We start from the raw sequence: 21,966 nt of genomic DNA on the forward strand, positions 1-21,966 counted from the left end.
CGTCCGGCACTGAGCGATCGGGCGCCCCCGCTCAGGTGAGCGTGCGCCCCTCCGCGAGCAGCGCCACGTACTCCGCGATCCGCCGCTCCCGCGTCTCCGGCCGCTTCAGCTGCGACAGCCGGAAGAGGAACGCGAAGCGCTTCTGCCCGCCGACCGTGGCGAAGAAGGCGGCCGCGGCCGGATCCGCGGCCAGTGCCGCCGTGAAGTCGTCCGGCACCTCCGCGTCGCGCTGCCGGTAGGCGGCCTCCCAGCGCCCGTCCGCCCGTGCCCGCTCCACCTCGGCGAGCCCGGCCGGCAGCATCCGGCCCTCCTCGAGCAGCCGCGCCACGTGGTCGCGGTTCACCTTCGACCACGGGCTCGCCCGGCGGCGCGGTGTGAACGCCTGCAGCTTGAACTGCTCGTCGAACGCGCCCGCCTGCCCGTCGATCCAGCCGTGACAGAGCGCGACGTCGAGCGCCTCCGCGTAGGTGATGCCCGGGTCGACGGCCGCCTTCTTCCGCAGATTCAACCGCACACCGCCCGGGTCCGGCTCACCGCGGAGGTAGGCGTCCCACTCCTCGGGCGTCGTGAGCGGCAGGATCGGCTTGTCGGCGAAGGACACCATCCCCGGACGCTACCGCCTCCCGGCCCGCCGCGTCACGGACCCGGAACCCGTGCTCCCGTCACGAGGACATGCGGCGGCCCCCGCGCGCAACCGCTCGACCGCTGACCCGCACTGCGCTGGGATCGGAGGACAGCGGGACCACCCGGGTCCCCGGCGAGGAGCAGTCATGCCCACCATCCGTACGGTCACCGTCCTCGGCAGCGGAGTCCTCGGCTCCCAGATCGCGTTCCAGGCCGCCTTCCACGGCTTCGCCGTCACCAGCTACGACGTCACCGACGAGGTGCTCGACGCCGCGCGCGAGCGCTTCCGCGGTCTCGCCGGCGTCTACGAGTCGGCCCAGGTCTCCGGAGGGATCCCCGGCGGCGCCGCCGCGGCCCTCGAGTCGCTGCGCCTCACCTCCGACCTCGCCGAGGCCGTCGCCGACGCCGACCTCGTGATCGAGGCCGTCCCCGAGGACCTCGCGCTCAAGCAGGAGCTCTACGGCCGCCTCGGCGCCCTCGCCCCGGAGCGGACGATCTTCGCGACCAACTCCTCGACGCTGCTCCCCAGCGACCTGAAGGAGTCGACCGGCCGCCCCGATCGCTTCCTCGCCCTGCACTACGCCAACCACGTCTGGGTGCAGAACACCGCCGAGATCATGGGCACCGCCGACACCGACCCGGCCGTCGTCGACGCGGTCGTCGTCTTCGCGGTCGAGAGCGGTCTCGAGCCGATCCGCCTGCAGAAGGAGAAGGCCGGCTACCTGCTCAACTCGCTGCTGGTGCCGCTCCTGAACGCCGCGAGCGGCCTCCTGATGGGCGGCTACGCCGACCCCGAGACCATCGACAAGACCTGGCGGATCGGCACCGGCGCCCCGCTCGGCCCCTTCCAGATCTTCGACGTCATCGGCCTCAACACCGCCTACCACGTCGCCGTCGCCGCCCCCGACGAGGCCTCGCAGGCCTTCGCCGCCCACCTCAAGACCGAGTACCTCGACCAGGGCAAGCTCGGCACCGCGACGGGCGAGGGCTTCTACCGCTACTGAACCGGCCGACTGCCCGATCAGCAGAGGAAGAGGACTCGCTCCGCGAACTGCATCGCGACTCATGCTGGTCGAGTAGCCGCGCAGCGGCGTATCGAGACCCGGCGACCACCGTGCAGGCGGTGGTGGATCTCGATACGCCCGCTCCGCGGGCTACTCGATCAGCAGGAAGCGGCCGGCTGCCGGGTCGTCCGATCAGCAGAGGGAAGCGGACTCGCTCCGCGAGCTGCATCGCCACTCATGCTGGTCGAGTAGCCCCGCAGGGGCGTGTCGAGACCCGCCCACCCCGAGGACGTCGGCCTCTTCCCCGCCCTGCGCTGGCGCCGACGACGAAGGGCCCCCGACCGCGAGGTCGAGGGCCCTTCGGAGGCTGGAGGCCGGAGCCTACTTGCCGAAGTTCTTGTAGCGCGAGTTGAACTTCTCGACGCGGCCGGCCGAGTCCATGATGCGCTGCTTGCCCGTGTAGAACGGGTGCGAGGCGGACGAGATCTCGACGTCGATGACGGGGTACGTGACGCCGTCGAGCTCGATCGTCTTGCTGCTGGTCGCCGTCGAGCGGGTGAGGAAGGTCTCACCGGAGGCGAGGTCGCGGAACACGATGGCCTCGTACTTGGGGTGGATGTCGGTCTGCATGATCGTGTCCTGTCGCTTGTGGTCCTGAACCGCGCCTGTCGTCGACGGGTGCGGGTGGATGAGTGGCGGGCGCACCGCGAACGGGCCCGAACCAGCTACCGAGAATAGCAGACGGCCGCCGCCACGGGGAGGTGCGGCACGCGGTCGCGCGAGCCCGTGCTCAGCGGGCGCGGGCCGAGTAGCGCCCGTTCTCGTGCGTCAGCGCGATGTCGAGCCCGAAGGCGTCCGCGAGGGTCGCCTCGGTGAGCGCCTCGGCCAGCGGGCCCGCGGCGACGACGGCGCCGTCGCGCAGCAGCAGCGCATGCGTGAACCCGACCGGGATCTCCTCGACGTGGTGGGTCACCATCACGATCGCGGGCGAGGCCGGGTCCTGCGCGAAGCCGCCGAGCAGCTGCACGAGCTCCTCGCGGGCGCCGAGGTCGAGGCTGCCGGCCGGCTCGTCGAGCAGCAGCAGCTCCGGGTCGGTCATGATCGCGCGGGCGATCTGGACGCGCTTCTGCTCGCCGTCGGATAGGGTGCCGAAGGTGCGGTCGGCGAGGTGGTCGAGCTTCCACTCCACGAGGACGCGGCGCGCACGGCGCTCGTCGATCTCGTCGTAGCCCTCGTTCCAGCGGCCGGTCACCGCGTAGGCGGCGGTCATCACGACGTCGAGCACCGTCTCGCCCGCGGGCAGGCGGCGCGCCATCGCGGTCGACGCGTAGCCGATCCGGGGGCGCAGCTCGAAGACGTCGACGCGGCCGAGCGTCTCCTCGAGCAGGTGCGCCGAGCCGGTCGACGGGTAGTTCTGCGCCGCGGCGATCTGCAGGATCGAGGTCTTCCCGGCTCCGTTGGAGCCGAGGATCACCCAGCGCTCCTCCTCGGACACGGTCCAGTCGACGTGGTCGAGGATCCGCTTGCCGTTCCGGACGAAGGACACATCGACGAACGAGACAACGCTGGGCATGCGGACCAGTCTAAAGGGAGCGGGCGGCGGGCTCAGACGAGCGAGTCGTAGATCGCACGGGTGTCCCGGGCGATCTGCGTCCAGCTGAAGTCGCTCTGCGCCCGGAGGCGGCCGGCCTCGCCCATCCGCTTCGCGGCGGCCGGATCGGCGACGACCTCGGCCATCGCGGCCGCGAGGTCGGCGACGTAGCGCTCCGGATCCACCGGTGTGCCGGTGCCGTCCGTCACCTGCTCGATCGGCACCAGGCGCCCGGTGACGCCGTCGACGACGACCTCCGGGATGCCGCCGGTCGCGGTCCCGACGACCGCGGCACCGCACGCCATCGCCTCGAGGTTCACGATGCCCAGCGGCTCGTAGATCGACGGGCAGACGAACGTGGTCGCGGCGGTCAGCACCGCGGAGAGCTGGTGGCGCGGCAGGTGGCGGTCGATCCAGACGACGCCGGTGCGCTCCTGCTGGAGCCCCCGCACGAGCGCGGTGACCTCGGCCATGATCTCGGGGGTGTCCGGGGCGCCGGCGCAGAGCACCAGCTGCACCTCCGGCGGCAGCATCGCGGCCGCGCGCAGCAGGTAGGGCAGCCCCTTCTGCCGGGTGATCCGGCCGACGAAGACGACGGACGGGCGCGACGGGTCGATGCCCAGCTCGGCGAGGACGGCCTCGTCCTCCACCGGGTGCCACGCGTCGAGGTCGATGCCGTTGTAGACGACGTGCACCTTCGCCGGGTCCAGAGCGGGGTAGGAGCGGAGGATGTCGTTCCGCATCCCGCCGGAGACCGCGATCACCGCGTCGGCGCTCTCGTACGCCTCGCGCTCGATCCAGCTCGAGACGCGGTAGCCGCCGCCGAGCTGCTCGGCCTTCCACGGGCGCAGCGGCTCGAGGCTGTGCGCCGAGACGACGTGCGGGATGCCGTGCAGCAGCTGCGCGAGGCGCCCGGCCGCGTTGGCGTACCAGGTGTGCGAGTGCACGAGATCGGCTCCGGCCGCGTCCTGGGCGATCTGGAGATCGACGCCCAGGGTCTGCAGCGCGCCGTTGGCCTGCGCCAGCTCGGCCGGCACCGGGTACGCGAACGCACCCTCCTCGTCCCTCGGCGCGCCGAAGCAGCGCACCACGACCTCGATGTCGTGGCGGAGGGCCTTGGTGAGCTCGGCCACGTGCACACCGGCTCCCCCGTACACCTCGGGCGGATATTCCTTGGTCAGCAGATCGACTCGCACACCCCGAACCGTAGTACAGCGCGATCCCCCGGCGACAGCCGACTTCACGCGGGTTCGCGGACCTTCGCCAACCCCTACTGTGGAGCCATGCAGTCAAAGAAGATTTTCGGCATCGTCCTCGCGGGTGGCGAAGGCAAGCGGCTCATGCCCCTGACGGCGGACCGGGCCAAGCCCGCGGTGCCGTTCGGCGGGCAGTACCGTCTGATCGACTTCGCGCTGTCCAACCTCATCAACTCGGGTCTGACTCAGATCGTGGTGCTGACGCAGTACAAGTCGCACTCGCTCGACCGCCACGTCTCGCAGACCTGGACGCTCTCGGGGCTGCTCAACTCGTACGTCGCGTCCGTCCCGGCGCAGCAGCGGCTCGGCAAGCGCTGGTTCAGCGGCTCGGCCGACGCGATCCTGCAGAGCCTCAACCTGATCCGCGACGAGAAGCCCGACATCGTCGTCGTGGTCGGCGCGGACCACGTCTACCGCATGGACTTCTCGCAGATGATCGAGGCGCACATCAAGTCGGGCGCCAAGGCGACCGTCGCGGCGATCCGCCAGCCGATCGAGCTCGCCGACCAGTTCGGCGTCATCCAGCTCGCGGGCGACGAGGCCGGCGACGGCATCGTCCCGACCAAGATCGCCGAGTTCCTCGAGAAGCCCAAGGACGCGGTCGGCCTCGCCGACTCGCCGCACGAGGTCCTCGCCTCGATGGGCAACTACGTCTTCGACGCCGACGCGCTGATCGACGCGGTCATCCGCGACGGCGAGCTCTCCACCTCCGACCACGACATGGGCGGCGACATCATCCCCGACTTCGTCGCGCGCGGCGAGGCCGGCGTCTACGACCTCAAGCTCAACGAGGTCCCCGGCTCCACCGATCGCGACCGCTACTACTGGCGCGACGTGGGGACGATCGACTCGTTCTTCGAGGCGCACCAGGACCTGATCTCGGCGCTGCCCGTCTTCAACCTCTACAACCAGCAGTGGCCGATCTTCTCGTCGCAGCTCAACTCGCCGCCCGCGAAGATCGTGCGCGACGGCAAGGGCAACCTCGGCACCACCGTCGACTCGGTCGTCTCCCTGGGCACCGTCATCTCCGGTGCGCACATCGAGCGCAGCGTCGTCGGCCCCTGGGCGGTCATCGAGTCGAACGCCACGGTCTCCGACTCGGTCGTCTTCGACAAGGTCCGGATCGGCCCGGACGCCGTGGTCGCCCGCGCTATCCTCGACAAGGACGTCGTCGTCGAGCCCGGCGCCCGTGTCGGCGTGGACCACGACCACGACCGCGAGCGCGGGTTCACCGTCACCGAGTCGGGCATCACCGTCGTCGGAAAGGGCGTCGTCGTCCGCCCGTAGCACCCCCGCGGGTCGAGAGCACTGCGCTTCCGCGCCGCCGGCCCTGCCGGCGCGCGGACCCGACCGATTGGCCCGTCCTTGAGTGAGCCTCTGCGCACACCCGCCCGATTCCTGGTCGTCGTCGACGCCGACTCCACGCTGCTGCAGGACGAGGTGATCGAGCTGCTCGCCGCGCACGCGGGCTCCGAGGAGCGCGTCGCCGCGATCACCGAGCGCGCGATGCACGGCGAGATCGACTTCGGCGAGAGCCTGCGCGAGCGTGTCGCCACTCTCGCCGGCGTCCTCGACGACGTCTGCGCCGGAGTGAGCGGCCGCGTCCGGGTCACCCCGGGAGTGGAGGAGCTGATCGCCGGCATCCACTCCGCCGGCGGTCGGATCGGCGTCGTCTCGGGCGGCTTCCACGAGGTGCTCGACTCGGTCGCCGGGGCCCTCGGCCTCGATTTCGTCCGCGCCAACCGGCTCGGCAGCCGCGACGGCCGCCTGACCGGCGCGGTCGAGGGCCCGGTCATCGACGCCGCCGCGAAGGCCGCCGCGCTGTGCGAGTGGGCGGCGGAGTCCGGCGTCCCGCTCCGGCGGGCGATCGCGGTCGGCGACGGGGCGAACGACCTCGAGATGATGCGGGTGGCCGGCCTCTCGGTCGCCTTCAACGCGAAGCCCGTGGTCCGCGAGCGCGCCGATCTCGTCATCGACGGCCTCGACCTCAGCCAGCTGCTGCCGGTCCTCGGTCTCCGCGGCTGACGCCGGCGGGGCGGCGCCTCAGCCGCCCGCCGTCGCGACCAGCGCCGCCGCGCCCAGGGCCAGCGCCCAGCTGACCAGCGAGCCGACCAGGAAGTACTCGGCCTTCGAGCCGCCCTCGCCGTCGCGGGAGATCTCGGGGAAGCGCACGATGCCCTTCGCCGCGAAGACGGCGCCGGCCAGCCCGATCGCTCCGGCGAGGGTGAGCCCGGCCACGAGCAGCCGCTCGAGCGGCCCGATGGCGCGACCGCCGCGGAGGTCCGGGACGCGCACCTCCTGGGGCGCCGGCCGGGCGAATCGAGCGCGGAGCGAGAAGCGGCTCCGGGCGGCGACCGGCTGCGGCAGCTCGCGGTAGAGCGCGGCGCGCACGACGACGTTGGCGCTCTCCAGGAGGAAGAGCGCGGCGCCTCCGGAGAGCAGCGCCTGGGCGATCGGCGGCACCGGCCCGGAGCGCCCGAGCTCCGCGTAGGCGTCGACCAGGGGGCCGGCGGCGGGGCCGGTCGCGCGATCCAGCACCAAGAGCACGAGGACCGCGACGACCAGGCCGACGGCGGGTCGGAGCCCACCGGGCGGCCGGGTGCCCGCCGCGGTCGTCGTGAGCAGCAGCCAGGCTCCGGAGAGGACCGCGACGATCGCGACCCCGAGCGGCGGAGCCCCGAGGCCCAGCACCGCCGACACCGCTGCGGCCGCCCAGATCACGACGATCGCGCCGGCGGCGACGGGCCGTCGCAGGTGCGTCCGCGCGAGGTCGGCCAGCCCGACGAGCGCGAGCAGCAGCGCGGTCAGCACGCGTCCGCCAGCAGCCGCGCGCCGGTGAGCAGGGCGCCCGCGCCCGCGCGCTTCAGCGCCTGCGACACCGCCGACTGCGTGATCGACTCCTGCTCGGCCAGGACCTTCTGCGGCAGCCCGCGCGCGGTGCCGAGCACGAGCCGCCGGTCGCGGTCGCTCATCTCGCCGACGAGGGCGTCACGGGCGAGGAGGTAGGCGTTCACCGCGGCCTCCTGCGCGTCCGGCGCGTCCGAGGCGATGAACCAGCCCCGGGCGGTCGGCACGGCTCCGTCCTCGAGGGCGTGTGCCCGCTCGATGGCCGCTCGCGCGCGCCACCAGCCGGGCCCGTCCTGCAGGTCGCCTGCGATGCCCGAGCCGACCACCCTGATCTCGCCGTGGCCGAGGCCGACCCGGCAGTCCACGCCGGGCGGCAGCGCCAGGCGCGCCTGGAGCGTCGCCCCGAGGGCCGCGGAGACGGAGGCGTAGACCGCCTGGAACTCGTCCCCGACCGTCGGGTGCAGCGGTTCGAGTGCCGGGACCGCCGCGTCGACCGCCGCGAAGCCGCGCTCGATCTCGCGCTGCACGGAGGACCGCGCGGCGATCTCCCGGGAGTCGACCAGGTCGAGCAGCACCGCGACGACGGGGGTTTCGGTCATCGCATAAGCCTACAGCTGATATCCCTCGGATATAAGCTCTCAGCTGATACGGTCAGTGACCCATCCCGAGGCCGCCGTCGACGGGGATGACGGCACCGGAGATGTAGTCCGCCTCGTCGCTCGCCAGCCAGCGCGTGACCTTCGCGACCTCGGCGGCCGTGCCGTAGCGGGCCAGCGGGATGCTCTTGCGGTACTCCGCCTGCTGCTCCGCCGGGAGCTCCGCCGTCATGTCGGTCTCGATGAACCCGGGTGCGACGACGTTCGCCGTGATGTTGCGGGCACCGAGCTCGCGGGTCAGCGACCGGGCGAAGCCGACCAGCGCGGCCTTCGACGAGGAGTAGTTGATCTGGCCCGGTCCGCCGTAGAGGCCGACGACGCTCGAGATCAGGACGATGCGGCCGAACCTCTGCTTCAGCATCGCCTTCGACGCCCGCTTGACGACCCGGAAGGCGCCGGTGAGGTTGGTGTCGATCACGGAGGTGAAGTCCTCCTCCGACATGCGCAGCAGCAGCAAGTCGCGGGTGATGCCGGCGTTCGCGACGACGACCTCGACGGGGCCGAGCTCGGCCTCGATCTGCGAGAAGGCGGCGTCGATGGACGCGGAGTCGGTGACGTCGGCGACGACGGTGAAGGAGCCCTCGGGGCCCGAGCCGGAGCGGGCGGTGACCGCGACCCGGTGACCGGCCGCCACGAACTCCTCGGCGATGGCGTAGCCGATCCCCCGGTTGCCCCCCGTGACGAGAACGGTGCGCGGCGTGGTCATGGTGTCCCTCTCCGCCGGTGCGCGGGCGGCTCCGGACGACCCGTACATCTTAGAGGCGCTCGGCGCAACACATCCGCGGATAGGGCCGTCTCAGCCTTCGCTTGGCGCGCACGACGTAGTCTTGTCGGGCTGTGAAATCACGCGAATCGCTCACCTCCCTCCCGCCGTCGCCCAGTGCCGCGCGTCGCTCCCGCGCGATCAAGTACTCCATCGCCATGGGCATCAGGATGGTCTGCGTGATCTGCCTGATCTTCGCCCAGGGCTGGTGGCTGCTCTTCTTCGCCCTCGGCGCGATCGTGCTCCCCTACTTCGCCGTCGTGCTCGCCAACGTCGGCAGCGCCGGTGAGAGCGGAACGGTCGAGCGTCCCGGCGCGATCGTGCTGTCCCGGCCGGTGCCGCCCTACGTGCCGCCCACGGCGGACGACGCGGCGCCCTCCGCCGACGCGCCCGAGGGCGGCGACCCGACCGAGGGACGACGGTGATCCCGCTCGGCGGCGTACCCGATCAGCACGCCTGCTCGCGCGCCGGCTGCGCGCTGACCGCGACCTGGGCGATCGAGTGGCGGAACCCGCGCATCCACACCGCGGACCGCAGGAAGACCTGGCTCGCCTGCGGGGAGCACCTCGACTACCTGCGCGAGTTCCTCGCGGCGCGGGAATTCCCGCTCGAGGTGAAGCCGCTGCTGACGGTCGACCGCGGAGCCGCCCTGTGAGCGCGACGGCGACGCGGCCGTCCTGGCGCTTCGCCTTCTCGCGCCGCTGGTTCGGCTACCTGGCCCTCACGATCGTCTTCGCCGTCGCCTGCGTGCTGCTCTCGCGCTGGCAGGTCGCGCGGCTCGACGAGGCGGCGAGCACCAACCGGCTCGTCACCGCCAACTGGAACGCGGATCCCGTCGCACTCGACGGGCTGCTCCCCGAGGGAGCGAGCTGGGACGACGCGCTCGAGTACCGGCCCGTCGAGGTCAGCGGCGTCTACGAGACCGACGGCGAGACGCTCGTCCGCAACCGGCCGTACAACGGCAATCCCGGCTTCGAGATCCTCACGCCGTTGCGCCTCGCGGACGGCAGCGTCTTCGTCGTCGATCGCGGCTGGGTCCCGGTCGGCTCCACCCAGGACTCCCCCGATGTCGTCCCGGCCCCGCCCGAGGGCGAGGTCACGGTGACGGCCCGGCTCAAGCCCGGCGAGGGCCGCATCGAGGGCCGCGGCGCCCCCGCCGGCCAGATCGCCACGATCCAGCTCGACGACCTCTCCGCGCAGCTCGACGAGCCGCTGCGCACCGCCGGCTACGGGCTGCTGGTCCAGGAGGACCCGGCACCGATCGAGGAGCGGCCGCTCGCCGCGATCAAGCCGGTCGCCGACGAGGGCCTGCACATCAGCTACGCGATCCAGTGGGTGCTCTTCGCGATCATGGGCTTCGGCGGTCTCGCCTGGGCGATCCGGCACGAGTACCGGATCCGCAACGCCGACGACCCCGAGGTCATCGCCGCTGAGGAGCGCCGCGAGCAGCGCCGCCTCCGCCGCGGCCGCACCGACGCCGAGATCGAGGACGAGCTGCTCGACGCCCGCTGACGGAGCGGGATCCACCGAGATGACGCCCGCCCGCATGCATGCTGGCCGAGTAGCCGCGGCACGCGGTGTATCGGGACCCACGTGAGCCACATGCTGGTCGAGTAGCCGCGGCACGCGGCGTATCGAGACCCACGGCGCCGGGACTCGGGGATCCCTGGACGCCGCGGGTCAGGCCAGCATGATCAGGTCGAGGTAGTCCGCGGTCCAGTGGTCCTCGGTGCCCTCGGGCATGATCAGCACGCGCTCGGGGTTGAGCGCCTCCACGGCCCCCTCGTCGTGGCTGACCAGGACGACCGCGCCCTCGTAGTGCGCGAGCGCGTCGAGGATCTCCTCGCGGCTGGCCGGGTCCAGGTTGTTGGTGGGCTCGTCCAGCAGCAGCACGTTGGCGCCCGAGACGACGATCATCGCCAGAGCGAGGCGGGTCTTCTCGCCGCCGGAGAGGACGCCGGCCGGCTTGTGCGAGTCGTCGCCGGTGAAGAGGAACGAGCCCAGCACGCGGCGGGCCTCGGTCTCGGTGAGGTTCGGGCTCGAGGAGACCATGTTCTCCAGCACCGAGCGCTTGACGTCGATCGTCTCGTGCTCCTGGGCGTAGTAGCCGATGCGCAGCCCGTGGCCTGCCTCGATCACGCCGGTGTCCGGCGCGTCCACGCCGCCGAGGATGCGCAGCAGAGTCGTCTTGCCCGCACCGTTCAGCCCGAGGATGACCACCTTCGAGCCGCGGTCGATCGCGAGGTCGACGGAGGTGAAGATCTCGAGCGAGCCGTAGCTCTTCGAGAGGTTCTGCGCCTGCAGCGGGGTCCGGCCGCAGGCGGACGGGGTCGGGAAGCGGAGCTTCGCGACCCGGTCCACGGCGCGGACCTCCTCGAGGCCGCTGAGCATCCGCTCGGCGCGGGCGACCATCTGGTGCGCGGCCGCGGCTTTCGAGGCCTTCGCGCCGAAGCGCGCGGCCTGCAGCTGCAGTGCCCCGGCCTTCTTCTCGACGTTGACGCGCTCCTTCTTGCGGCGCTCCTCGTCGGCCGCGCGCTGGCGGAGGTAGTTCTTCCAGTTCATGTTGTAGACGTCGATGACCTGGCGGTTGGCGTCCAGGTAGAAGACGCGGTTCACGGTCTCGCCGACCAGCTCGATGTCGTGGCTGATCACGATGAAGCCGCCGCGGTAGTTCTTCAGGAACTCGCGGAGCCAGACCACGGAGTCGGCGTCGAGGTGGTTGGTCGGCTCGTCGAGGATGAGCGTCTGCGCGTCGGAGAAGAGGATGCGGGCGAGCTCGATGCGGCGGCGCTGACCACCCGAGAGCGTCTTCAGCGGCTGGTCGAGGATCCGGTCCGGCAGGTTCAGGTTGCTCGCGATCGACGCCGCCTCGGCCTCCGCCGCGTATCCGCCGAGCGAGAGGAAGCGGTCGGTCAGGTTGCCGTACTTCTTCATCCCGGCCTCGCTGACGGCCGTGTCGCTGCTCGACATCGCGACGGTGGCCTCCTGCATGCCCAGCACCAGCTGACCGAGGCCGCGGGCGTCGAGGATGCGCGTGCGCGCCAGCTCCTCCGGGTCGCCGGAGCGCGGGTCCTGCGGCAGGTAGCCGATCTCGCCGCCGCGGTCGACCGACCCCTTCGCGGCGATGAGGTCGCCGGCGAGGACCTTGGTCAGCGTCGTCTTGCCCGCGCCGTTGCGGCCGACGAGGCCGACCTTGTCGCCGTCGCCGACTCTGAAGGACACGTTCTCCATCAGGAGTCGGGCGCCGACTCGGAGTTCGAGGTCGTGCACGCTGAGCACTGTGCTGTCCGTTCCCGCCAAGAAATGGCGTTCGGTTCGGGAGGTGTGGGGCAAGAGGCCGCGGAGCGGCAGCCCCCTAGTATATTTCCTGAGCCGCGGGGCGGATCCACGTCCGCTCACCGCGGACGCGCTCGCTCCTCGCTCTCGGGCGACACGGTCTTTGGAGAACAGACATGTCCAGCTACTCTCTCGCCCCGTCGCGACCGGTCCTGGCGGACCGGCTGCTCACCCGCTCGCTGGTCACCGATCTGGTGCTCGTCCTCGCCGCCGCCGCGTTCACGGCCGGCATGGCGCAGCTGTACATCCCGATGTGGCCGGTCCCGATCACGGGCCAGACCTTCGCCGTCCTGCTCGTCGGCACCACGCTCGGCGCCCTCCGCGGCGCGCTCTCGATGGGCGTCTACGCGCTCGTCGGCGCCCTCGGCGCCCCGATCTTCACCGAGGGCTCGAGCGGCTGGGCCGTCCTGGCCGGCCCGACGGGCGGCTACATCGTCGGCTTCGTCCTCGCCTCGATCGTCACCGGATGGCTCGCGCAGCGCCAGTGGGACCGCCGCGTCGTCGGCACCGCCGTGACCTTCCTCGCGGGCACCGCCACGATCTACCTGGTCGGACTCCCCTGGCTCGCCACCGCGCTCGGCTCGATGGGCTACCCGGCCGACCTCGGCTCGGTGCTGACCGCCGGCCTCGTGCCCTTCCTCGTCGGCGACACCCTCAAGATCCTGCTGGCCGCCGCGCTCCTGCCCACCACGTGGGCGATGCTCGGCCGCCGCAAGGGCTGACCCGCCCCGCACGCACGGCGAAGGGCCCGGAGGATGATCCTCCGGGCCCTTCCCCGTACCTGACGCCGATCGAGCGGCGCGGCTCTAGATCGAGAAGCCGAGGGCGCGCATCATGTCGCGGCCGTCCTCGGTGATCCGGTCCGGACCCCACGGCGGCATCCAGACCCAGTTGATCCGGAACGCCTCCACGACGCCGTCGAGCGACTCCGCGGTCTGCTCCTCGAGCACGTCCGTCAGCGGGCAGCCCGCCGACGTCAGCGTCATGTGGATGACCAGGGCGTCGTTCTCGTCGTCCCAGCCCAGGTCGTAGATGAGGCCGAGGTCGACGACGTTGACGCCGAGCTCGGGGTCCATGACGTCCTTGAGCGCCTCCTCGACCTGGTCGAAGAGCTTCGGGTCGAGCGTGGTGACCGCCATGATCAGGCCGTCGCCGGGGCGAGGAAGCGGTCGTAGCCCTCGTCCTCGAGGCGGGTCGCGAGCTCCTTGCCGCCCTGCTCGGCGATCCGGCCGGCGACGAAGACGTGCACGAAGTCGGGCTGGATGTAGCGCAGGATCCGCGTGTAGTGCGTGATCAGCAGGACGCCGAGGCCGGTCGAGGCGTGGGCGCGGTTGACGCCCTCCGAGACGATCTTGAGCGCGTCGACGTCGAGGCCGGAGTCGGTCTCGTCGAGGACGGCGAACTGCGGGGCGAGCAGCTCGAGCTGGAGGATCTCGTTGCGCTTCTTCTCGCCGCCCGAGAAGCCCTCGTTGACGTTGCGCGCCGCGAAGGACGGATCCATGCGCAGGTCGGCCATGGCCTTCTTGACGTCCTTGGTCCAGGTGCGGATCGCCGGCGCCTCGCCCGCGATCGCGGTCTTGGCCGTGCGGAGGAAGTTGGTGTTGGTCACGCCGGGGATCTCGACCGGGTACTGCATGGCGAGGAAGAGGCCGGCGCGAGCGCGCTCGTCGACGGTCATGTCGAGGACCTCGACGCCGTCGAGGGTGATCGAGCCGCCGTCGACGTGGTACTTCGGGTGGCCCGCGATCGTGTACGCGAGGGTGGACTTGCCGGACCCGTTCGGGCCCATCACGGCGTGGATCTCACCCTGGTTGATGGTGAGGTCGACACCGCGGAGGATCTGCTTGGTCCCCTGCTCGGTCTCGACACTGACGTGGAGATCGCTGATCTGGAGAACGGACATTCAGACTTCCTTCGTGACGGTCGGGTCGATGTAGACGTCGCCGTCGATGACCTCGACGACGAAGACGGGAACCGGCTCGAAGGCCGGCAGGTTTAGGGGGGCGCCGGTGCGCAGCGAGAACGCCGAGCCGTGGGCCCAGCACTCGAGGGTGTCGTCCTCGACGAAGCCCTCGGCGAGGGAGACCTCGCCGTGCGTGCAGGTGTCGCCGATGGCGTGGATCTCGCCGGCCGTGTCCTGCACGATCGCGATGGCGATGCCGTCGACGACGTAGCGGACGGCCTGATTGGGGATCAGCTCCGAGGCGGCGCAGATCTTCGCGGCGTCGCTCATGCGGACACCTCCGGCATGTACGCGCCGGTCTGCCCGGCGCTGCCGGCCAGCTCGGCCTCGATCGCGAGCTGGAGGCGGTCCTCGAGCTCGGTCACGCCGATCTGCTGCACGATCTCGCTGAGGAAGCCGCGGACGACCAGGCGGCGCGCCTCGTCCTCGCGGATGCCGCGCGACTGCAGGTAGAAGAGCTGCTCGTCGTCGAAGCGGCCGGTCGCCGAGGCGTGGCCCGCTCCGGCGATGTCGCCGGTCTCGATCTCGAGGTTCGGGATCGAGTCGGCCCGCGTGCCGTCCGAGAGGACAAGGTTGCGGTTCTGCTCGTAGCTGTCGGTGCCGTTCGCGCTCTGGCGGATCAGCACGTCGCCGATCCAGACCGTCCGCGCGCCCTGGCCCTGCAGCGCGCCCTTGTAGGTGACGCGGCTGCGGGTGTCGGGGGCGTCGTGGTCGACGTAGACCTGCTGCTCGAGGTGCTGGCCGCCGTCGGCGAAGTACAGGCCGAGGAGCTCGCCGTCGGCGCCGCGCTCGACGAGGTGCGCCGAGGGGTTCACCCGGACGATCGAGCCGCCGAGGGTGACGACGATGTGCTTGACCTTCGCGTCGCGGCCGACGCGGAGGAAGTGGTTCGCGAGGTGGCGGGCGTCGTCGGCCCACTCCTGCAGCGTGACGATGGTCAGCTGCGCGCCCTCGCCGACGAGGACCTCGACGTTCTCGGCGAGAGTCGCCTCGCCCTCGTTCTGCAGCACGACGACGCCGCGCGCGTACGGCGCGGCCTCGATGATCGTGTGCGCGGCACGGGGAGCGGAGCCGAGACCGGTGCGGACGAGCGTCGCGACCTTCTCGTCCTCGCCGGTCACCCGGATCGAGAGCGCCTGCTCGAACTGCGACCAGGCGTTCGCGGCGGCGCGGTCCTCGGGGAGGCCGGCGGTGCCGATCCGCGCGTCGTCGCGACCGACCCAGGAGACGTCGACGCCCTCGACCGCCGCCGACTCCAGCGGAGTCGGCGAGCCGTCGAGGGGGCCGTCGATCAGGTCGCCGAGGCGGGCGACCGGGGTCAGCTTCCAGGCGATCTCGCGACCGGTGACCGTCTCGAAGGCGTCGACGTCGGTGGACGCGAAGCGCTCGGAGCGGGTCTGCACGGGCGTGAACGCCCCGTCGGAGTGCGCGGCGATGCCCAGGCGCGCGGCGGCGTCCGCGCCGTCGATCGCAGGGGACGTCGGGGCGCTCGTGGGGACCGTCATCAGGCGGTGGTTCCTTTCGAAGGGTGCTGGCCGCCCGACTCGGGCGGCCTCGGGGCCGGTGGGGCGAGCGTCAGCCGACGCTGCCCTCCATCCCCATCTCGATGAGCTTGTTGAGCTCGAGGGCGTACTCCATCGGCAGCTCGCGCGCGATCGGCTCGATGAAGCCGCGGACGATCATGGCCATGGCCTCGTCCTCCGGCATGCCGCGGGACATCAGGTAGAAGAGCTGCTCCTCGCTGACCTTCGAGACCGTGGCCTCGTGGCCGAGCTGGACGTCGTCCACGCGGATGTCGATCGCCGGGTAGGTGTCCGAGCGCGAGATCGTGTCGACCAGGAGGGCGTCGCAGCGCACCGTGTTCGCGGAGTGGTGCGCGTTGGCGTCCACCCGGACCTCGCCGCGGTAGCCGGCTCGGCCGCCGCCGCGGGCGATCGACTTGGAGACGATCGACGACTGCGTGTACGGAGCCATGTGGATCATCTTCGCGCCGGCGTCCTGGTGCTGGCCGGGGCCCGCGAACGCGACGGAGAGGGTCTCGCCCTTGGCGTGCTCGCCGACCAGGAAGATCGACGGGTACTTCATCGTGACCTTGGAGCCGATGTTGCCGTCGATCCACTCCATCGTCGCGCCCTCGTGAGCGATCGCGCGCTTGGTGACGAGGTTGTAGACGTTGTTCGACCAGTTCTGGATCGTCGTGTAGCGCACGCGGGCGTTCTTCTTCACGATGATCTCGACGACGGCCGAGTGCAGGGAGTCCGACTTGTAGATCGGCGCCGTGCAGCCCTCGATGTAGTGGACGTAGCTGCCCTCGTCCGCGATGATCAGCGTCCGCTCGAACTGGCCCATGTTCTCGGTGTTGATCCGGAAGTAGGCCTGCAGCGGGATGTCGACGCGCACGCCCTTGGGGACGTAGACGAACGAGCCGCCGGACCAGACCGCCGTGTTCAGCGCGGCGAACTTGTTGTCGCCGGCCGGGATGACGGTGCCGAAGTACTCCTCGAAGATCTCGGGGTGCTCGCGGAGGGCGGTGTCGGTGTCCATGAAGATGACGCCCTGCTCCTCCAGGTCCTCGCGGATCTGGTGGTAGACGACCTCGGACTCGTACTGCGCGGCGACGCCGCCGACGAGGCGCTGGCGCTCCGCCTCGGGGATGCCGAGCTTCTCATACGTGTTCTTGATGTCGTCCGGGAGGTCCTCCCAGGTCTGCGCCTGCTTCTCGGTGGAGCGGACGAAGTACTTGATGTTGTCGAAGTCGATGTCCGACAGGTCGGCGCCCCAGGTGGGCATCGGCTTGCGCTCGAAGAGGGCGAGCGCCTTCATGCGCCGCTCGCGCATCCAGGCCGGCTCGTTCTTGAGCGCGGAGATGTCGGAGACGACCTCGGGCGAGATGCCGCGGCGCGCGGAGGCGCCGGCGGAGTCCGAGTCGGACCAGCCGAACTCGTAGACGCCCAGGCTCGCGAGCTCGGGGCGGTCGATCAGGATGTCTGACATAAGTACCTCGTTTCCTACCCACTGGTAACCGGTCGGGTTCCGGAGTCATTCCCCGAGGGGGATCCGAGGAGCGCATCCGGGCCGATCACGCCATCGAGTCGATGGGCGGAGCGGAGCGGTGCGTCCCGGGAAGTCCTGAGGCTTGCGGTGGCGCTCCATCGGGCCGAGGTCCGGGTCTCGCCGTCACGGCGACCGACGCGTCCCGCGTCGAACCTGAACCAACTACTCATCCTACGGAAGCCGTGCTCCCAGTGGAACCTCTGCACCTGGGTGTCGCCCGGGCACCGGAGCCCGCGCCGCCAGACCCGCATGACCACACCCGTGTCGGTGGTCCGTGCTGAAGTGTCCGCATGACGAACGACGACAGCATCCCGACACTTCCCCGCCTCCTCCTCGCGCTTGCGCGCACCGGCCTGGAGCCGAAGCTCGCCCGCGACTTCGGCTCGTTGGCCGAGCCGCTCGCGCGGTGCCTCCCGCTGCCGCGGCTCGTGCTCGCACTGGTCCGGCTGCGCCGGCACCTGCGGTCGGGCGGGAAGGGCCCCCGAGCCGGCCACCGTCCGAGTCAGAGCGCGGGCGCGAGCTCCTCGACGGCCTGCCGACGCTGAGCGCGCACCGTGAAGAGCCGCGGATTCACGTCGAGCAGGACCCGCAGCGCACCGACCCACACGAACGCGGAGCCGAGGAGGTGGACGGCGACGAGCGCCTCCGGCAGGGCGAGGAGCGACTGGGCGACGCCCACCAGCGCCTGCACCCCCACCACGACGAGGAAGGTGATCACGCGGCGCCGTGCCAGCTCGGAGCCCGGAACGCGCGCCAGCAGCACCAGCAGCGCGAGGCCGAGCACGAGCGTGGCCGTCCCGAGGACCCCGTGCACGACGGTGACGCTCTCCCAGTGGAACCGCATCCGCGGGACCTCGGCCGAGTCGCCCGCGTGCGGACCGGTGCCGGTCACCAGGGTGCCGACGGCGATCACGGCCAGCGTCACCGCGACGAGCGCGATGCTCACCCCTCGCGTCAGCGCGTCCGGCTCGAACGCGACGGACTGCGAGCGGTGCGCGCGGTGCCAGGTCAGCGCCGTGGTCGTCAGCAGGGCGATCGCGAGCATGAAGTGACCGGCGACGATGTAGGGGTTGAGGCCCGAGTGCACGGTCGCGCCGCCCGCGAGTGCGTTCGCCACTACGAGCCAGAACTGCGACCAGGCCAGGCGGGTCATCGTGCGGTCGCGCGGCTTCTGCAGCCGGGCCGCGGTGATGGCCCAGCCGACCGCGACGATCAGCACGCCGGTGAAGGCGCGGTTGGTGAACTCGATGAAGCCGTGGATCCCGAGCTCGGGCGTCGAGGTCAGCGAGCCCGCGTCGCAGGCGGGCCAGGTCGGGCAGCCGAGGCCCGAGCCGGTCAGGCGCACGACGCCGCCGAAGAAGATGATCAGGATGCTCGCGACCAGGGCGGCCGTCGTCCCCCAGCGCAGGGCGCGGGGACTCAGGGTGACCCGCTCGGCGAGGAACGAGAACGGCGTCACCATCAGAACGGCAGCAGCGGGTCGATGCCGACGGCGAGGAACAGCAGCGTGAGGTATCCGATCGAGCCGTGGAAGACGCGCATCGGCGAGACGTGCTCGTGACGGATCGCGAGGCTGTAGAGGCGGTGCGTCTCGGCGATGAACCAGACACCGCTCGCGAGGGCGACGACCGTGTAGACGACGCCCATCCCGGCGACGGGGATGAGCAGCAGGGAGCACGCGACGGTGGCCCACGCGTAGAGGATGACCTGGAGACCGACGATGCTGCGCCCGCGGACGACGGCGAGCATCGGCACGCCGGCGGCGCGGTAGTCCTCGCGGTACTTCATCGAGAGCGGCCAGTAGTGCGGCGGCGTCCAGAGGAAGATGACCGAGAACAGGATGATCGGAGCCCAGTCGAGCGAGTTCGTGACCGCGGCCCAGCCGATCAGCACGGGCATGCAGCCCGCGATGCCGCCCCAGACGATGTTCTGCGGCGTGCGGCGCTTGAGGAACAGCGTGTAGAAGAGCACGTAGATGAGGATCGCGGCGAGCGAGAGCGACGCGGCCAGCCAGTTGGCGGTCAGGCCGAGCCAGACGATCGACAGCACGCCGATCGTGGTCGCGAAGACCAGCGCCTCCCGGTCGGAGACCTCGCCGGTGACGAGCGGGCGGTTGCGGGTCCGCTTCATCACGCGGTCGATGTCGCGGTCGATGTAGCAGTTGAACGCGCCGGCCGACCCGGCGCTGAGCGCCCCGCCGATGAGGACGTTGAGGACCAGCAGCAGGTTCGGGATCCCGTTCTGCGCCAGGATCATCGTGGGCGCGGTGACCACGAGCAGAAGCTCGATCACCCGCGGCTTCGTCAGCGCGACGTACGCCCTCACCTTGCGCGACAGGGGCGACCGGACGGGCCCTCCCCGCTCGATCGCGGTGGTCTCTGCGACTACGTCCATTGCTCCTCTAACGATCGATGATCCCGAACGAGTGTAATGCGCGCCGGATGGGGGCGGGCCCGGAGTGCACGCTTGTCCAATCGGACGCCGACATATGCGAGGCGCAACCCCCGATCCCCGGCGCACCCCCCTCCGTATACTCGGAACTGCTCGCCAGAGCGCCCGGCCCGCACCCGAGTTCCGCCCGACTGATCAGTCGCGCGAGGCCGAACGGGGCGTCGTCGGAAGCATCGTGTCGAAGTCGTCATGCGCGCTCCACCATGCGAGAGGGCGGACGGTCCCCGTCTGCCCCACGTCTCGAGAAGGGTCAGTACCTAGTGTCAGAACTGCAATGGGATTCCATTGACGAGAAGGCAGTCGACACGGCGAGGGTTCTCGCCGCGGACGCGGTCGAGAAGGTCGGCAACGGCCACCCCGGCACCGCCATGAGCCTCGCGCCGGCCGCGTACCTCCTGTTCCAGAAGGTCATGCGCCGCGATCCGTCCGACGCCACCTGGATCGGCCGCGACCGCTTCATCCTGTCGGTCGGCCACTCCTCGCTGACGCAGTACGTCCAGTTCTACCTGGGCGGCTACGGCCTCGAGCTCGACGACCTCAAGGCGCTGCGCACCTGGGGCTCGAAGACCCCCGGCCACCCCGAGTACGGCCACACCGACGGCGTCGAGATCACCACCGGCCCGCTCGGCCAGGGTCTCGCCTCGGCCGTCGGCTTCGCCTACGCGGCGCGCTTCGAGCGCGACCTGTTCGACCCCGAGGCCGCCGCGGGCACCTCGCCGTTCGACCACTTCGTCTACGTCATCGCCGGCGACGGCGACCTGCAGGAGGGCATCACCAGCGAGGCCTCCTCGCTGGCCGGCCACCAGCAGCTCGGCAACCTCGTCGTCATCTACGACTCCAACCAGATCTCGATCGAGGACGACACCAACATCGCCTTCACCGAGGACGTCAAGGCGCGCTACGAGGCCTACGACTGGCAGGTCCAGGTCGTCGACTGGAAGAAGACCGGCGAGTACCACGAGGACGTCGCCGAGCTGCACGCCGCGATCGAGGCCGCCAAGGGCGAGACCGACAAGCCGTCGCTCATCATCCTGCGCACGATCATCGGCTGGCCCTCGCCGAAGAAGCAGAACACCGGCAAGATCCACGGCTCCGCCCTCGGCGCCGACGAGCTCCGCGGCCTCAAGGAGGTGCTCGGCTTCGACCCCGAGAAGACCTTCGACGTCGCCGACGAGGTCCTCGAGCACACCCGCAAGGCCGTCGAGCGCGGCCAGGCGCAGCACGCCGAGTGGAACGAGACCCTCGAGGCGTGGGCGACCGCGAACCCCGAGAAGAAGGCCCTGCTCGATCGCGTCCTGAGCGGCGACCTCCCCGAGGGCGTCCAGGAGGCCCTCCCGGTCTTCGAGCCCGGCAAGGAGGTGTCGACCCGTGCCGCGTCCGGCAAGGTCATCAACGCCCTCGCCGGCGTCGTGCCCGAGCTCTGGGGCGGCTCCGCCGACCTCGCCGAGTCGAACAACACGACCATCGAGGGCGCCGGCTCCTTCGTGCCGAGCGAGTTCTCGACCCACGAGTGGACCGGCAAGAAGGGCGGCCGCGTGCTGCACTTCGGCATCCGCGAGCACGCCATGGGCGCGATCCTCAACGGCATCGTCCTGCACGGCAACACCCGCCCCTTCGGCGGCACCTTCCTGATCTTCTCCGACTACATGCGCCCGGCGGTCCGTCTCGCCGCGCTCATGAAGGCGCCGGCCATCTACGTCTGGACCCACGACTCCGTGGCGCTCGGCGAGGACGGTCCGACGCACCAGCCGGTCGAGCAGCTGGCGGCCCTCCGCGCGATCCCGGGACTGGACATCGTCCGCCCCGGCGACGCGAACGAGGTCGCCTACGCCTGGAAGACCATCCTGGAGCGCCGCGAGGGCCCGGCCGGCCTCGCGCTGACCCGCCAGAACATCCCCGTCTTCGAGCGCGGAGAGGGCGACGCCACCGGCGAGACCTTCGCCCACGCGTCGAACGTCGCCCGCGGCGCGTACATCCTCGCCGAGGCGCCGAACGGCACCCCCGACGTGATCCTCATCGCCACCGGCTCCGAGGTGCAGATCGCCGTCGAGGCGCGCGAGCTGCTCAAGGGCGAGGGCGTCAACGCCCGCGTCGTCTCGGCCCCGTCGCTCGAGTGGTTCGAGGAGCAGGACGCCGAGTACCGCGAGAAGGTGCTGCCCTCCTCCGTGAAGGCGCGCGTCTCGATCGAGGCCGGCCTCAGCCTCGGCTGGCAGAAGTACGTCGGCGACGCCGGCCGCTCGGTCTCCATCGAGCACTTCGGCGCCTCCGCCGACTACAAGACCCTGTTCCGCGAGTTCGGGATCACCACCGAGGCGGCCATCACCGCCGCCAAGGAGTCGCTCGCGGCGTCCTGACCACGAAGGCCGCGTCCACCCGGGCGCGGCCTTCGCCGTCGGGCCCACGACTCCCCACCGACCCGCA

General features: G+C 71.1%; 23 protein-coding genes. 8 read left to right on the forward strand and 15 right to left on the reverse strand.

The annotated features are described in order from the left end of the window. Positions 1–31 precede the first annotated feature (31 nt). Positions 32–604, reverse strand: a complete 573-nt coding sequence (locus EDF45_RS08400; protein WP_123735775.1) for a YdeI family protein — start codon at positions 602–604, stop codon at positions 32–34. Positions 605–770: 166 nt separating this feature from the next. Between EDF45_RS08400 and EDF45_RS08405 the strand changes: the two genes are divergently transcribed. After that, positions 771–1,628 (forward strand): 3-hydroxyacyl-CoA dehydrogenase, encoded by an 858-nt coding sequence (locus tag EDF45_RS08405; RefSeq protein ID WP_123735776.1) that lies wholly within the window; start codon positions 771–773, stop codon positions 1,626–1,628. A gap of 381 nt (positions 1,629–2,009) precedes the next feature. Here the strand turns inward: EDF45_RS08405 and EDF45_RS08410 are convergent, their stop codons facing one another. The 3 genes from EDF45_RS08410 to glgA form a co-directional block, all read right to left on the reverse strand. After that, entirely contained in the window at positions 2,010–2,258 is a 249-nt protein-coding gene (locus EDF45_RS08410; protein WP_123446296.1) for a type B 50S ribosomal protein L31, read from the reverse strand. A gap of 160 nt (positions 2,259–2,418) precedes the next feature. Further along, on the reverse strand, positions 2,419–3,201 hold the full coding sequence (locus EDF45_RS08415) for an ABC transporter ATP-binding protein (RefSeq protein WP_123735777.1): 783 nt from the start codon (positions 3,199–3,201) through the stop codon (positions 2,419–2,421). A gap of 32 nt (positions 3,202–3,233) precedes the next feature. Next, positions 3,234–4,415 carry a glycogen synthase gene (gene glgA / locus EDF45_RS08420; protein WP_123733099.1) on the reverse strand — a complete coding sequence of 394 codons (1,182 nt, stop codon included), beginning with the start codon at positions 4,413–4,415 and terminating at the stop codon, positions 3,234–3,236. 87 nt (positions 4,416–4,502) lie between these two features. On the opposite strand from glgA, the gene EDF45_RS08425 reads away from it, so the two are divergent. Then, positions 4,503–5,762 (forward strand): glucose-1-phosphate adenylyltransferase, encoded by a 1,260-nt coding sequence (locus tag EDF45_RS08425; RefSeq protein WP_123446293.1) that lies wholly within the window; start codon positions 4,503–4,505, stop codon positions 5,760–5,762. A 78-nt stretch (positions 5,763–5,840) separates the two neighbouring features. After that, positions 5,841–6,500, forward strand: a complete 660-nt coding sequence (gene serB / locus EDF45_RS08430) for a phosphoserine phosphatase SerB (RefSeq protein ID WP_123735778.1) — start codon at positions 5,841–5,843, stop codon at positions 6,498–6,500. 18 nt (positions 6,501–6,518) lie between these two features. Here the strand turns inward: serB and EDF45_RS08435 are convergent, their stop codons facing one another. From EDF45_RS08435 to EDF45_RS08445, 3 genes are read right to left on the reverse strand one after another with little or no spacing between them, the layout of a single operon-like run. After that, positions 6,519–7,286, reverse strand: a complete 768-nt coding sequence (locus EDF45_RS08435) for a hypothetical protein (RefSeq protein ID WP_123735779.1) — start codon at positions 7,284–7,286, stop codon at positions 6,519–6,521. Continuing rightward, positions 7,280–7,921, reverse strand: coding sequence for a SatD family protein (locus EDF45_RS08440; protein WP_123735780.1), 642 nt, complete (start codon positions 7,919–7,921; stop codon positions 7,280–7,282). Before EDF45_RS08440 ends, EDF45_RS08435 begins: the two co-directional genes overlap by 7 nt. A 52-nt stretch (positions 7,922–7,973) precedes the next feature. Further along, on the reverse strand, positions 7,974–8,684 hold the full coding sequence (locus tag EDF45_RS08445; protein WP_123735781.1) for a beta-ketoacyl-ACP reductase: 711 nt from the start codon (positions 8,682–8,684) through the stop codon (positions 7,974–7,976). A 131-nt stretch (positions 8,685–8,815) separates the two neighbouring features. Between EDF45_RS08445 and EDF45_RS08450 the strand changes: the two genes are divergently transcribed. Genes EDF45_RS08450 through EDF45_RS08460 form a run of 3 tightly spaced genes read left to right on the forward strand, consistent with a single transcriptional unit; the run spans position 8,816 to position 10,253 of the window. Next, positions 8,816–9,166 (forward strand): DUF3099 domain-containing protein, encoded by a 351-nt coding sequence (locus EDF45_RS08450; RefSeq protein WP_123735782.1) that lies wholly within the window; start codon positions 8,816–8,818, stop codon positions 9,164–9,166. Continuing rightward, positions 9,163–9,396, forward strand: coding sequence for a hypothetical protein (locus EDF45_RS08455; RefSeq protein ID WP_243582970.1), 234 nt, complete (start codon positions 9,163–9,165; stop codon positions 9,394–9,396). The genes EDF45_RS08450 and EDF45_RS08455 overlap by 4 nt, the downstream gene beginning before the upstream one ends. Further along, a complete protein-coding gene (locus tag EDF45_RS08460) occupies positions 9,393–10,253 on the forward strand; it encodes an SURF1 family protein (protein ID WP_123735783.1) in 861 nt (286 codons plus the stop codon). Before EDF45_RS08455 ends, EDF45_RS08460 begins: the two co-directional genes overlap by 4 nt. Positions 10,254–10,421: 168 nt before the next feature. Here the strand turns inward: EDF45_RS08460 and EDF45_RS08465 are convergent, their stop codons facing one another. Further along, on the reverse strand, positions 10,422–12,020 hold the full coding sequence (locus EDF45_RS08465; protein WP_123733093.1) for an ABC-F family ATP-binding cassette domain-containing protein: 1,599 nt from the start codon (positions 12,018–12,020) through the stop codon (positions 10,422–10,424). 173 nt (positions 12,021–12,193) lie between these two features. Between EDF45_RS08465 and EDF45_RS08470 the strand changes: the two genes are divergently transcribed. After that, positions 12,194–12,799 (forward strand): biotin transporter BioY, encoded by a 606-nt coding sequence (locus EDF45_RS08470; RefSeq protein ID WP_123735784.1) that lies wholly within the window; start codon positions 12,194–12,196, stop codon positions 12,797–12,799. Positions 12,800–12,883: 84 nt separating this feature from the next. Here EDF45_RS08470 and EDF45_RS08475 read toward each other — a convergent pair whose 3' ends face one another. The 7 genes from EDF45_RS08475 to EDF45_RS08510 form a co-directional block, all read right to left on the reverse strand. Continuing rightward, on the reverse strand, positions 12,884–13,216 hold the full coding sequence (locus tag EDF45_RS08475) for a metal-sulfur cluster assembly factor (protein WP_123446284.1): 333 nt from the start codon (positions 13,214–13,216) through the stop codon (positions 12,884–12,886). Positions 13,217–13,218: 2 nt separating this feature from the next. Then, a complete protein-coding gene (sufC, locus tag EDF45_RS08480; protein ID WP_123446283.1) occupies positions 13,219–13,980 on the reverse strand; it encodes a Fe-S cluster assembly ATPase SufC in 762 nt (253 codons plus the stop codon). Next, positions 13,981–14,310 (reverse strand): non-heme iron oxygenase ferredoxin subunit, encoded by a 330-nt coding sequence (locus tag EDF45_RS08485; RefSeq protein ID WP_123735785.1) that lies wholly within the window; start codon positions 14,308–14,310, stop codon positions 13,981–13,983. Continuing rightward, a complete protein-coding gene (sufD, locus tag EDF45_RS08490; RefSeq protein WP_123735786.1) occupies positions 14,307–15,545 on the reverse strand; it encodes a Fe-S cluster assembly protein SufD in 1,239 nt (412 codons plus the stop codon). Before sufD ends, EDF45_RS08485 begins: the two co-directional genes overlap by 4 nt. Before the next feature lie 70 nt (positions 15,546–15,615). After that, positions 15,616–17,034, reverse strand: a complete 1,419-nt coding sequence (gene sufB, locus EDF45_RS08495) for a Fe-S cluster assembly protein SufB (RefSeq protein ID WP_123446280.1) — start codon at positions 17,032–17,034, stop codon at positions 15,616–15,618. Positions 17,035–17,596: 562 nt separating this feature from the next. After that, on the reverse strand, positions 17,597–18,556 hold the full coding sequence (locus tag EDF45_RS08505) for a heme A synthase (protein WP_207901647.1): 960 nt from the start codon (positions 18,554–18,556) through the stop codon (positions 17,597–17,599). Next, the gene (locus EDF45_RS08510; protein ID WP_123735788.1) at positions 18,556–19,488 is read right to left on the reverse strand and encodes a heme o synthase; all 933 of its coding nucleotides are present in this window, start codon (positions 19,486–19,488) and stop codon (positions 18,556–18,558) included. Before EDF45_RS08510 ends, EDF45_RS08505 begins: the two co-directional genes overlap by 1 nt. 317 nt (positions 19,489–19,805) lie before the next feature. Here EDF45_RS08510 and tkt point away from each other — a divergent pair, with 317 nt between their 5' ends. After that, positions 19,806–21,899 (forward strand): transketolase, encoded by a 2,094-nt coding sequence (tkt, locus tag EDF45_RS08515; protein WP_123735789.1) that lies wholly within the window; start codon positions 19,806–19,808, stop codon positions 21,897–21,899. Positions 21,900–21,966: the final 67 nt, after the last annotated feature.

The organism is Rathayibacter sp. PhB186 (genome assembly GCF_003751825.1).
In the GTDB taxonomy this organism is placed as follows: domain Bacteria; phylum Actinomycetota; class Actinomycetes; order Actinomycetales; family Microbacteriaceae; genus Rathayibacter; species Rathayibacter festucae.

Bases quoted from the DNA above. Each gene is read 5' to 3' on its own strand.
- EDF45_RS08400 (WP_123735775.1), bottom strand. From the start codon at position 604: ATGGTGTCCTTCGCCGACAAGCCGATCCTGCCGCTCACGACGCCCGAG.
- EDF45_RS08405 (WP_123735776.1), top strand. From the start codon at position 771: ATGCCCACCATCCGTACGGTCACCGTCCTCGGCAGCGGAGTCCTCGGC.
- EDF45_RS08410 (WP_123446296.1), bottom strand. From the start codon at position 2,258: ATGCAGACCGACATCCACCCCAAGTACGAGGCCATCGTGTTCCGCGAC.
- EDF45_RS08415 (WP_123735777.1), bottom strand. From the start codon at position 3,201: ATGCCCAGCGTTGTCTCGTTCGTCGATGTGTCCTTCGTCCGGAACGGC.
- EDF45_RS08425 (WP_123446293.1), top strand. From the start codon at position 4,503: ATGCAGTCAAAGAAGATTTTCGGCATCGTCCTCGCGGGTGGCGAAGGC.
- EDF45_RS08440 (WP_123735780.1), bottom strand. From the start codon at position 7,921: ATGACCGAAACCCCCGTCGTCGCGGTGCTGCTCGACCTGGTCGACTCC.
- EDF45_RS08445 (WP_123735781.1), bottom strand. From the start codon at position 8,684: ATGACCACGCCGCGCACCGTTCTCGTCACGGGGGGCAACCGGGGGATC.
- EDF45_RS08470 (WP_123735784.1), top strand. From the start codon at position 12,194: ATGTCCAGCTACTCTCTCGCCCCGTCGCGACCGGTCCTGGCGGACCGG.
- EDF45_RS08475 (WP_123446284.1), bottom strand. From the start codon at position 13,216: ATGGCGGTCACCACGCTCGACCCGAAGCTCTTCGACCAGGTCGAGGAG.
- sufC (WP_123446283.1), bottom strand. From the start codon at position 13,980: ATGTCCGTTCTCCAGATCAGCGATCTCCACGTCAGTGTCGAGACCGAG.
- EDF45_RS08485 (WP_123735785.1), bottom strand. From the start codon at position 14,310: ATGAGCGACGCCGCGAAGATCTGCGCCGCCTCGGAGCTGATCCCCAAT.
- sufD (WP_123735786.1), bottom strand. From the start codon at position 15,545: ATGACGGTCCCCACGAGCGCCCCGACGTCCCCTGCGATCGACGGCGCG.
- sufB (WP_123446280.1), bottom strand. From the start codon at position 17,034: ATGTCAGACATCCTGATCGACCGCCCCGAGCTCGCGAGCCTGGGCGTC.
- EDF45_RS08505 (WP_207901647.1), bottom strand. From the start codon at position 18,556: ATGGTGACGCCGTTCTCGTTCCTCGCCGAGCGGGTCACCCTGAGTCCC.
- EDF45_RS08510 (WP_123735788.1), bottom strand. From the start codon at position 19,488: ATGGACGTAGTCGCAGAGACCACCGCGATCGAGCGGGGAGGGCCCGTC.